Source organism: Streptomyces sp. NPDC006655 (assembly GCF_040703965.1).
Taxonomy (GTDB): Bacteria; Actinomycetota; Actinomycetes; order Streptomycetales; family Streptomycetaceae; genus Streptomyces.
The window spans coordinates 62412-72863 of record NZ_JBEYJU010000018.1 but is presented as its reverse complement, the minus strand read 5'-3'; the positions used below and the strand labels follow the sequence as shown (position 1 = coordinate 72863).

Here is a 10452-nt window from a genome sequence, read left to right as displayed (position 1 = left end):
GCTCCGGCGGTGCCGTACCCTGCTCGGCCACCGAGGCGTGCTCCGGCGGTGCCGTATCCTGCTCGGCCACCGAGGCGTGCTCCGGCGGTGCCGTATCCTGCTCGGCCACCGAGGCGTGCTCCGGCGGTGCCGTACCCTGCTCGGCCACCGAGGCGTGCTCCGGCGGTGCCGTACCCCGCTCGGCCAGGTCGGCGTCGGTCAGCCGCTCGTCACGGCGTCGGTCAGCCGCTCGTCATCGGCTCCGGCGTCCTCGTCACCGTCAGGCCCGCCCGCGCCGCCACTTTCCCGAAGGCCGTCGCGTCCCGCACCGCCGCTCCGCCCGGGTCGTTGTTGAAGTACGCGTAGACGTCGGCCTTCTGCGGGTATGCCGTGGCGATGCGGTCGGCCCAGGTCTCCAGGGAGCGGCGGCCGTAGCGCGGCCACGGCGTCGCCCGGCCCTGGTGGAACCGGACGTAGGCCCAGTCGGCGGTGCGCCACAGCGGGCTCATGGGGCGGGCCTGGATGTCGGCCCAGCACAGTGCGGCGCCCCGGGACTCCAGGACCTCGCGCGTCTCCCGGGTCCACCAGGAGTCGTGGCGGGGTTCCACCGCCACCCGTGTGCCCCGCGGGAAGCAGGACAGGCACGCGTCCAGCAGCGGCGGGTCGGCCCGGAGCGTCGGCGGGAGTTGGAGCAGGACCGGACCCAGCCGGTCGCCGAGTCCCGCCGCGTGGGTCATCAGGCGGTCGACCGGTTCCGCTGGGTCCTTCAGGCGTTTGATGTGGGTGAGGTAGCGACTGGCCTTCACCGCGATCACGAAGTCCCCGGGGACCCGGTCCCGCCAGGACTCGAAGTTCTCCCGGCTGGGCAGGCGGTAGAACGCGTTGTTCAGCTCGACCGTCGTGAAGTGCCTCGCGTACTCCTCCAGCCACGCACGCACGGGCACGCCGGCCGGGTACAGGACGTCCCGCCAGTCCTTGTACTGCCAGCCCGAGGTCCCGATGAGCAGGGGCATACCCCCATCAAAGCACTACAGGTACAGCCCCGCGTCCGCGCCCTCCCGAGCCGCCGGCACCGACGTCGGCGCCGTGCCCCTGCGCAGGGCGTACAGCTCCGCCAGGGTGGCCCCCTCGCGGCCGACGCCCTCCTCCGTGCCGAGCCAGTTCACCGCCTCCGGACGGCTCAGCGGGCCCACCTCGATCCGGGCGAGGCAGCGGCCGGGACGGACCACGGCGGGGTGCAGCCGCTCCAGGTCCTCGTTGGTGGTGACCCCGACCAGGACGTTGCGGCCCTGGCCGAGCAGACCGTCGGTCAGGTTCAGCAGCCGCGACAGCGCCTGCCCTGCCGTGTGCTTGGCCTCGCCGCGGATCAGTTCGTCGCAGTCCTCCAGCAGGAGCAGCCGCCAGCGCCCCTTGCCGGCGCCGTCCTCCTCGCCGATCGCGATGTCCATCAGATAGCCGACGTCGGAGAAGAGCCGCTCGGGGTCGAGGACGCAGTCCACCTGGCACCAGTCCCGCCAGGACCGGGCGAGGGTGCGCAGCGCGGAGGTCTTGCCGGTGCCGGGCGGACCGTGCAGCAGCAGGAGCCGGCCGGCGATGTCCGCCGGGGTCGTCTTCATCAGACGGTCCATCGCGTCCGCCACCGGAGCCGTGTAGTTGGCGCGGACCTCCTCCCACGTACCGGCGGAGATCTGCCGGGTGGTGCGGTGCGGACCGCGGCGCGGTGAGACGTACCAGAAGCCCATCGTCACGTTCTCCGGCTGCGGTTCCGGCTCGTCCGCCGCGCCGTCCGTGGCCTGGCTCAGCACCTTCGCGGCCAGCTCGGCGGTGGTCGCGGTGACGGTGACGTCCGCGCCCCGGTTCCAGCGGGAGACCAGCAGCGTCCAGCCGTCGCCCTCCGCCAGGGTCGCGCTGCGGTCGTCGTCGCGGGCCACCCGCAGCACCCGCGCCTGATCCGGCAGCAGGGTCGCCCCGGAGCGCACCCGGTCGATGTTCGCCGCGTGCGAGTACGGCTGCTCGCCGGTCGCGAAGCGGCCGAGGAACAGCGCGTCGACGACATCGGACGGGGAGTCGGAGTCGTCGACGTTGAGCCGGATCGGCAGCGTCTCGTGCGGCTTGGCAGACATGTCGCCATGATCCGTCACCGGGGCCCGGCGCGCACCCGTTTTCCGAAGTGGGCGGCGAGTGTCGGAAGTGCCCCGAGCTTCCGGAGTGTCCCGAGTGCCCCCGCGGACCTGTCGCACGGCTGCCGATCGCCGATACCTTCCCCCGGGGGCGACTCCCGCCGTTACTGTTGTCCTTGATGGGACGTCATGGGTGGAATTCGGGGGCTGGGCGGTGGCGGCTCACCGCTCTGCTCGGCGTGGGCGCGGCCGCTCTCGCCCTGATCGTGACCCTGTTCCAGGCGCTTCCCGGCGGCGGGGGCGGCACCACGGGCACCACCCGGGACGGCGACAAGGTGCACGGCACCCCCGCGACCCCCCGGAACCCGACCGAGCCGTACGTGGGCTGGGGCTTCACCCACACCCAGTACAGCGCCGACGAGGGCAGCGCGACCGCCACCGACCGGGTGACGCACCTGCTGGCCAAGGACGCCGGGCTGCCGCAGAACCAGGCCCTCATGGGCTGGGGTGCCGACAACCCCGAGCCGGTGAAGGGGCGTTACGACTTCGGCGCCCTCGACCGCCGGGTCGACTTCATGCGCAGGTCCGGCGCCACCCCGGTGATCACCCTGTGCTGCTCGCCGGACTGGATGAAGGGCGGCAGGGCCGGTGTGAACAACACGGACTGGAGCCAGGCCGCCCTGGAGACCGCGCCGACCCCCGGCCACTACCAGGACTACGCGGACCTCGCCGCGACCGTCGCCAGACGCTACCCGGACGTCCGGCACTTCATCGTCTGGAACGAGTTCAAGGGCTTCTGGAACAACGCCAGGGGCCGCTGGGACTACGAGGGCTACACCACGCTCTACAACCTCGTCTACAAGGCGTTGAAGGCCGTGAACAAGGACATCATGGTCGGCGGCCCCTACCTCGTCATGGACAGCTTCGACCCACGGCAGACCGACAACGCCTCCGCCACCCTCAAGGGCTCCTGGGGCGTCCTGGACCAGCGGGTCGTCGACGCCTTCGACTACTGGAACACCCACAAGGCGGGCGCCGACTTCGTGGTGGTCGACGGATCCAGCTACACCGACGACGACGACCTGCTGCCCGACGAGTTCGCGGCCACCCGGAAGCTGACGTACGTCAGCCAATGGGTGCGCGCGCAGACGCACGACCTGCCGCTGTGGTGGGCCGAGTACTACGTGGAACCCGCCGACGGCACCGACGCCCGCGACGGCTGGACCGAGGCGCACCGGGTCGCCGTCCAGGCCACCGGGATGATGGCCCTGGTCGAGGGCGGCGCCGACTCCGGCTTCTACTGGAACCCGGAGGACGAGAAGGGCGGGAACTGCGCCGGCTGCCTGTGGACCACGACCGACAGCGACGACGGCGGCCGGCCCGAGCCCATGTACGACCTGGTGTCCCGCTTCTCCCGCGCCTTCCCGCCCGGAACCAGGTACGAGACCGTGTCCGTCGCCACGGACGACGCGTCCGGCGTCCGGGTTCTCGCCAGTGACCGGACCGTCCTGGTCGTCAACACCCTCGACCGGCCGGTCAGCGCCCGGGTGGACGGGAAGCGGCTCGATCTGACGGCGTACGAGGTCGAGTGGCTCACCAGGTGAGCCACTCGCACCCCCTCACTTGAGCGTCAGGAACCGCTGGACCAACGACGCCAGCAGCACCGCCAGCAAAGGCATCGAGAACCAGAAACCGCCCTGGAGCAACCGCAGTTGCCGCACCCCCGGCCGCACCGCGACCCGGACCAGCTCACGCGCCGTCAGCAGCAGGATCAGCAGGGCGGCCGCGAGGCCGCCGATCACCGACCACGGCGTCCAGGTGATCCGCGGCCCGATCGGCCCCGGATCCGGCCCCGGCACCGCGCCCGCCGGCCGGGTGCGCAGCGCGTACATGGTCACGTCCTCGTTGACCAGGACCTTCTTCAGCTCCTGCCGGTCGTCCAGGTTCCGGATCAGCCGGCCCGCCCAGGTCGCCGAGTAGCCGGCGTCCATCCGCAGAAACGCGACCTGACCCCTGTTGACCATCAGATACGAGTTCGGACCGGCGTCCCTGAGCGCCTTGACCAGGCTCGACACCAGCACCGGGTCGGTGGGCGCGAGCGTCGGCACGTAGTCGACCCGTTCCATGTCCCTGGCACCCCACGGGATCGCCGGGGTCACGTCGTCGACCGTGTCGTTGCTCAGCCACAGCAGCCGTACCGTCGGCCTGTCGTGGGCGTAGACGTACTCCATGGCGGCGACCTCGCCGGGCCGCACCCGCTCGAACGACTCGTTGCCCCAACGGGCCACCAGGAAGCCGCCCATGAGCAGCAGACCCGCCAGCAGCGCGGCCACCGGGGCCAGACTGACCCGGTCCTTCTCGCGCTCCTTCGCCGTGGCGCCGGTGCGCGGGAAGAGGGCGAGCGCGGCGAGCAGGGCCGCGCCCGGCACGGCGAACATGAAGACCCGCAGCGCCATCTCGCCGCCGTAGGACTGCATGCCGAAGCCCAGGAAGGGCACGAAGGTCAGCACCAGCAGGGACCGCTCGCGGTACCGGTGGAAGCGGCGCCGCCACCAGCCCCAGACGGCGAACGCCAGCATGCTCGCGGCCAGCAGGACCCGGACGTACAGCACCAGCTTGTGGGTCGAACTGCCGCCCTGGATACGGCCGGAGACCGACGTCGACACATTGCTGCCGATCCCGCCGACCCCGCCGAACAGCTCCTCGAAGTGACCGGACCAGTACGGCTCGGCCATGAAACCCAGCCAGACGGCCGCGACCACCCCGAACAGGATCGGCAGGCCGCGCAGTTCGGACCGGCCGACCAGCACCAGCACCGCCAGCACGCCCAGCATCACGAACGGGGTGAGCTGGTGCGCCGGGACCGTCGCCGCGTACAGGCCGATCAGCACCATGAGCAGCACGGCCTGCTGCCGGCGGTCGGCCGGCTCGACCTCCGCCTCGCCGGGCCGGAACCTCGTCCACAGGACGTGCGGGGCCCGGAACCAGACGAGCAGGATCGCCACGAACATCAGGTAGAGCAGGTACGTGAAGCCCTGCGGGGAGAAGTAGTCCTGGCCGACCCAGCCGCACAGCACGAAGAACCAGATGCCGGTCCACTTCGCCCGCCAGCTCGCCCGCATCGACCGTACGAGCAGGAACATCGGTGCCAGATAGGCGAGCTGGATGAAGGTCGGCCACCAGCGGATGACCTCGGTGAAGTCCGTGATCCCGCAGGCCCTGCCGATGAAGGCGGCCGCCGCGAAGAAGCCCGGCCAGCTCCAGCGGGCGTCCAGGTCGGGCACGGCCGAGCCGGTGCGGTCGATGTAGTCGATGAACCCGAGGTGCTGCCAGGCGGTCGGGAAACGCGGCTCCGTCTCGATCACGGCGGGCAGCGCGTGCAGCGACACGACCGTCGCCAGCAACGTGACGAGCAGCAGCCCCTTGTGCTCCCGGCGTCGCCACAGCAGCGCGGCGAACACCGCGACCAGCAGCGCCGCCCCGACGAGCGTCGGCAGCGGCAGCACCGAGACCAGCCCGAGCCCGCCCGTCCGGTCCAGGTCGGCGTCGTCGAGCCGGGCCGCCGGCACCCAGTACAGGAGCAGGGCGGCGACCAGCAGACAGCCGAGCACGACGCCCGGCCGGGTGGGCGTCAGCCGCTCCCGCAGTGACCGGGCGGGATCGTCCGGGGCCGTGGCCGGCACCTCCGCTTCCCCCGCCGCGGTGTCCGGTACGCCGCCGTCCCCGAACGGCGCGTCGACGACCTCGGCCTCCTTCAGCAGCGAGACCTCGGCCGGCCCGAGCGAGGCCTCCGACCCCGGCTCGTGTCCCTCCACCGGCGGACCCGGGTACCGGGGAGGGCGCAGCGCCCACGTCGGACGGTCGTCCGGTCGCACGACGGGCGTGCCCGCGGGCGGGGTTCCCGGTCCCGGCCGCACGTCGGGCCGGCGTTCCACATGGTCGAAGTCGACGTGGACGCCGAGGGCGAGGGTGTCGCCGTCCAGCGCCCAGGCCGGACGTCGACTGCGCGGCGCGGCCGGCGCTTCGCGGGTGCCCAGGTCGGCGAGGTCGCCGTCCGGTGCGGTGTCCTCGGGGATCCCGGCCGGGGCCGCCCGCAGCGTCCGCCACAGCCGGGGCGCCGCGATGGTCACGATCACCGCCAGGCTGGAGATCTCGGCCACACCCGCGCCGGTCAGCCCCATCCGGGGCAGGAGCAGCAGGGTCAGGCCGAGCACCAGAACGCACAACAGGCCTTGCAACCAGGCCAGTCCGGCGGTCCGGCTCTGGGCGCGCAGCACCGCGAAGTAGGTCTCCATCACGACCCGCAGCAGCGCGCCGACCGCGAACCAGCGCAGCAGCGGCGTCGCCGCGTCCGCGTACCCGGGACCGAACACACCGAGGATCCAGGGCGCCCCGAAGAACAGCAGTGCGCACAGGGGGATCATGATCCGGGCCATCCGCCGGAGGGCGGCCCGGGCGTTGGCGGCCAGCCGCGCCGGGTCGTGCGAGCCCTCGACGGTGAGCGAGGCGCCCATGTTGATGGCGAGCAGGTTGACGGTGCCGCCGATGGTGGTGGTGATGTAGAAGTACGCGTTGTCCTCGGAGCTGACCTGCGAGGCGATGATCACCGGGACCAGGTAGACCACGGCGAGGGAGAACAGCGAGCCGGTGTAGTCGCCGGCCAGGAACCTGCCGGTCTCCCTCAGGGTGGGCGGTTTCGCGTGGTCCTCGGTGGCCTTGACGTGCCGGGGCACCAGCCGCCGGAACACCAGCCAGCCCAGCGGCACGAACGAGGTGGCGATCGCGGCGACCCAGGAGACGAAGACACCGGCCGTCGGGATCGCCGCCGCGAAGGCCACCAGCAGCGCCAGTTTGACCGCCGAGAACACGGTGTTGCCGACCGGTACCCAGGGCGCGTTGCGCAGCCCGGTCAGCACCCCGTCCTGGAGGGTGAGCAGGTTCCAGGCGACGACGGCCAGCACGAACCCGGCCCCGGGCAGCGGCCCGTGCAGGAAGCGGTACGAGGGGCCCCACACCCCGAGGGTCGTCAGGAAGACGCCGGCCGCCAGCGCCACGACCAGCGAACTGCCCGCGTAAGTACGGAAGATGAACGCGCCGGTCCGGCGTCCGGCGACCGGGATGAAGCGGGCCAGCGCACCGGTCAGGGTGACCGCGGTCAGGCCCGCGAGGAGCTTCATGGCGGCGATCGCGGCGGAGCCCTGGCCGACCGCCGACTCCGAGTAGTAACGGGCCGCGGCGAGCCAGAAGCCGAGACCGAGCACGGCGGAGATGCCGGTGTTCAGCATCAGCGCGTAGGCGTTGCGGAACAGGGGGCTGCCGCCGGTGGGAACGCCCCGTCCGGGCAGGCGAAGACGGCGCCCCGACTGCTCGGGCGCCGGCGTCTCGGCGGTCGCGGCCTCGGTTGTGGTGGTCGTGTCAGACACGGGAACGGCTGGCCTTCCGGCGGACCTGTCGGGCTCTGCGGAGAACGGCGTACCCCTTGGTGAGGGCACGGTCCCTGGCGAAGGTGCGGGTGATCGCCCGGCCTTCCAGCAGCCGGGTGAACTCCTCGGTGTCCGTGCTGCGGCGGACGGTGACGCGGTGCAGGGCGTACGGGCCCTGGCGGCGGCGGGCGAGGCCGTTCTCGACGGCGAGCGCCTGGGTGAACCCGGCCGCCCGCACGGCCGTGCGCACCCGGCGACTGGAGTAGCCGTACGGGTAGGCGAACGAGGTCGGTTCGGTGCCCGTCTCGTCGGTGACGATCTCCTTGCAGCGGATCAGCTCCTCGCGGAGCCGGTCGTCATCGAGCTGGTCGAGCTCCGGATGGGTGTGGCTGTGCCCGCCGATCTCGCAGCCGGCGTCCGCCAGTTCGCGTACCTGGTGCCAGTCGAGCATGGTGTCCAGGCCGCCTCCGGTGTCGTGGGCGCCCCGGATCCAGCCCGTCGAGACGAACAGGGTGGCCGGGTAGCCGTGCGCGGCGAGGACGGGCAGGGCGTGCCGGTGCACGCCCTCGTAGCCGTCGTCGAAGGTGATCAGGACGGGCCGCTCCGGCAGCGGGCCGCCGGAGCGCCAGCCCGTGGCCAGTTCGGCGGTGCTGACGGGGGTCAGGTCCAGATCGCCGATGAGCGCCAGCTGTTCGGCGAACGCCTCCGGCGCCACCGACAGGGCGCGGGTGGCGTCGTTGGGCGCGGTCGCGACCGAGTGGTACATGAGGATCGGCACCGGCGCCTCGGCGGCGGCCGCTCTTGCGGGTGTCGCGCTCATCGTCGGTCCTCCTCGCGCCGGATCCCGGCGACGGTGAAGGTCGCGCCGTCCCGTCGGGCCCGTACGCTGCCCACCACGTAGCCGCCGGCGGCCGTCAGCACCCCGGCGACGATCGCGCCCGCGCGGCCCGCGCCGCCCGGCCGAGCCAGCAGCGCGTCCCGCAGGCCACGAGCGACCCCGGCGGGCAGTACGCGCGTGGCGTACCGGCGTTCGGACTCCAGGCCCTTGCCGGCGCCCACGCTCCGGGCGACCAGGGCCTTGGAGAGGCCCTCGGCGTAGGCGCGGGTGCGGAAGTAGCCGAAGTGCTCGCGCACCTCCGGTACCCGGTGGTGGATCACCGCGCGGTCGTCGATGAGCAGCACGGCGTCCGGGCGGGCCCGGGTGAGCCGGATGCACAGCTCGGTCTCCTCGCAGCCCAGCGGGCGCTTGTCGCCGTCCCGCCCGATGCCGGTGGCGAAGCCGCCCGCCGCGTCGAAGGCCGTACGCCGGAAAGAAGCGTTTCCCCCGAGGACGTTGCGGACCCGGACCCGTCCGGCGGGCAGCCCCCGGTAGGTGCAGCCGACCACCCAGTCGAACTCCTCCGGGAACCAGTGGGGGCGGCGGCCCGAGGCCCAGACCGGCACGGTCCGGCCGCCGACCGCCATCACCTGCGGGTCGGTGTACCCCTCGGCGAAGCGGCGCAGCCAGTCCCGCTCGGCCACGGCGTCGTCGTCGAGGAAGGCGAGCACCTCGCCGTACGAGGCGGCGATGCCGGTGTTGCGGCCCGCGGACAGTCCCCGGGGGCCCGCGTTGGCGAGCACCCGCACCTCCGCGGCCTCCTTGTACTCCTTCGTGAGCCGTTCCAGGAGCGCCGGGTTGTGGTCGACGACCAGCAGGGTCTCCAGCGCCTGGTACGACTGGGCGCGCACCGAGGCGACCGCCGCGAGGATGTCCTCCCAGCGGTCCTCGGTGTACACGCAGATCACGACGGAGATGTCGGGATCGCTCAAGACGACTCTCCCCGGCCCGTGCTGAGCATCGGCGAGTGCCGCACCTGCCTGCGCAGGTCACGCCGGTTGGAGCGCTCCTTGAGGATCACCTTGAGCACCCGCAGGCCGTCGCGTACGGCGCGCAGGTTGCTGGTGCCGTGGATGCGGAGGTACTCGTAGCTCGGGATCTCCTGCACCTTCAGGCCCGCCTTGACGACCCGGATGTTGATCAGGGTCTCGATCTCGAAGCCGGTGCAGTCGAGATCGATCTTGTCGAGGCAGTGCCGCCAGAACGCGTTGTACCCGTAGCACAGGTCGGTGTAGCGGGCGCCGAACTTGCGGTTGACGACCGTGCACAGCGCCCAGTTGCCGAGCTTGCGGATGAAGGTCATGTCGTCGGTGCCACCGCCGTTGGCGAAGCGCGAGCCCTTGGCGAAGTCGGCGCCGGAGACCAGGGCGGACACGTACGACACGATCTCGTGGCCGTCGGCCGAGCCGTCCGCGTCCACCATGACGATGATGTCGCCGGTGCACGCCTCGAACCCGGTGATCAGGGCGTCCCCCTTGCCCTTTCCGCGCTGTTCGACGACTTTCACCTCCGGCCACAACTCCCGTGCCACTTCCACGGTGCCGTCGGTGGAATTGCCGTCCACGAGGACCACTTCGTGTATCCAGCCGGGAAGTGTCTTGAAGACGTAGGGGAGATTCTCCGCCTCGTTCATGGCGGGGATCACCACGCTCACCGGCGGTGTGATCGCCAGGTGAGTGGAGATCGGTCGGTATTCGGCAGCCAGTGACGGATCTTGGCCCGACGTCGGCTGGTGCAGAACGGAACTCACGAGTCCTGTCCCTCTCGTCCGGTGGACCGCCCGCCCCTGGGTGGCCCGCTTCTGTGCCCGGTTCGAAAGGGGGGTTCTCAACCGCGGCGCGGAAAAAGGATCTCCGTATCCGTGGATGAGCTGGCAAAGCCGGCCGGTCTGCCGGAAAGCGGCAGCCGGTCGCGCGGCACGACTCGGAAACGGCAGGTGTCACAGTTGTTGCGTCTGCGTTCACCGAGCACGGCACCCCCCCGGGTGAGATGTACGACGGTATTGATGATTGGACCGGTATGGCAAGGCCTGGAAGTGGGCCTCACGTTTTTG

At 71.8% G+C, this 10452-nt stretch carries 7 protein-coding genes; 1 reads left to right on the top strand and 6 read right to left on the bottom strand.

Features of this window, described 5'->3' with window-relative positions; translation table 11 throughout:
• Nucleotides 1-221: 221 nt before the first annotated feature.
• Together AB0958_RS13535 and AB0958_RS13530 are read right to left on the bottom strand one after the other, a co-directional pair.
• The gene (locus AB0958_RS13535) at nucleotides 222-992 is read right to left on the bottom strand and encodes a DUF72 domain-containing protein (RefSeq protein ID WP_366890548.1); all 771 of its coding nucleotides are present in this window, start codon (nucleotides 990-992) and stop codon (nucleotides 222-224) included.
• A 15-nt stretch (nucleotides 993-1007) separates the two neighbouring features.
• The gene (locus AB0958_RS13530; RefSeq protein WP_366890547.1) at nucleotides 1008-2120 is read right to left on the bottom strand and encodes a DUF5925 domain-containing protein; all 1113 of its coding nucleotides are present in this window, start codon (nucleotides 2118-2120) and stop codon (nucleotides 1008-1010) included.
• 158 nt (nucleotides 2121-2278) lie between these two features.
• On the opposite strand from AB0958_RS13530, the gene AB0958_RS13525 reads away from it, so the two are divergent.
• Nucleotides 2279-3703 (top strand): xylan 1,4-beta-xylosidase, encoded by a 1425-nt coding sequence (locus AB0958_RS13525; protein ID WP_366890546.1) that lies wholly within the window; start codon nucleotides 2279-2281, stop codon nucleotides 3701-3703.
• A 15-nt stretch (nucleotides 3704-3718) separates the two neighbouring features.
• On the opposite strand, the gene AB0958_RS13520 is transcribed toward AB0958_RS13525, so the two are convergent.
• Genes AB0958_RS13520 through AB0958_RS13505 form a run of 4 tightly spaced genes read right to left on the bottom strand, consistent with a single transcriptional unit; the run spans nucleotide 3719 to nucleotide 10149 of the window.
• Nucleotides 3719-7522, bottom strand: coding sequence for a lipopolysaccharide biosynthesis protein (locus AB0958_RS13520; protein WP_366890545.1), 3804 nt, complete (start codon nucleotides 7520-7522; stop codon nucleotides 3719-3721).
• Nucleotides 7515-8342 (bottom strand): polysaccharide deacetylase family protein, encoded by an 828-nt coding sequence (locus AB0958_RS13515; RefSeq protein WP_366890544.1) that lies wholly within the window; start codon nucleotides 8340-8342, stop codon nucleotides 7515-7517. The genes AB0958_RS13520 and AB0958_RS13515 overlap by 8 nt, the downstream gene beginning before the upstream one ends.
• On the bottom strand, nucleotides 8339-9331 hold the full coding sequence (locus AB0958_RS13510) for a glycosyltransferase family 2 protein (RefSeq protein ID WP_366890543.1): 993 nt from the start codon (nucleotides 9329-9331) through the stop codon (nucleotides 8339-8341). The genes AB0958_RS13515 and AB0958_RS13510 overlap by 4 nt, the downstream gene beginning before the upstream one ends.
• Nucleotides 9328-10149, bottom strand: coding sequence for a glycosyltransferase family 2 protein (locus tag AB0958_RS13505; RefSeq protein ID WP_366890542.1), 822 nt, complete (start codon nucleotides 10147-10149; stop codon nucleotides 9328-9330). The genes AB0958_RS13510 and AB0958_RS13505 overlap by 4 nt, the downstream gene beginning before the upstream one ends.
• Nucleotides 10150-10452 lie beyond the last annotated feature (303 nt).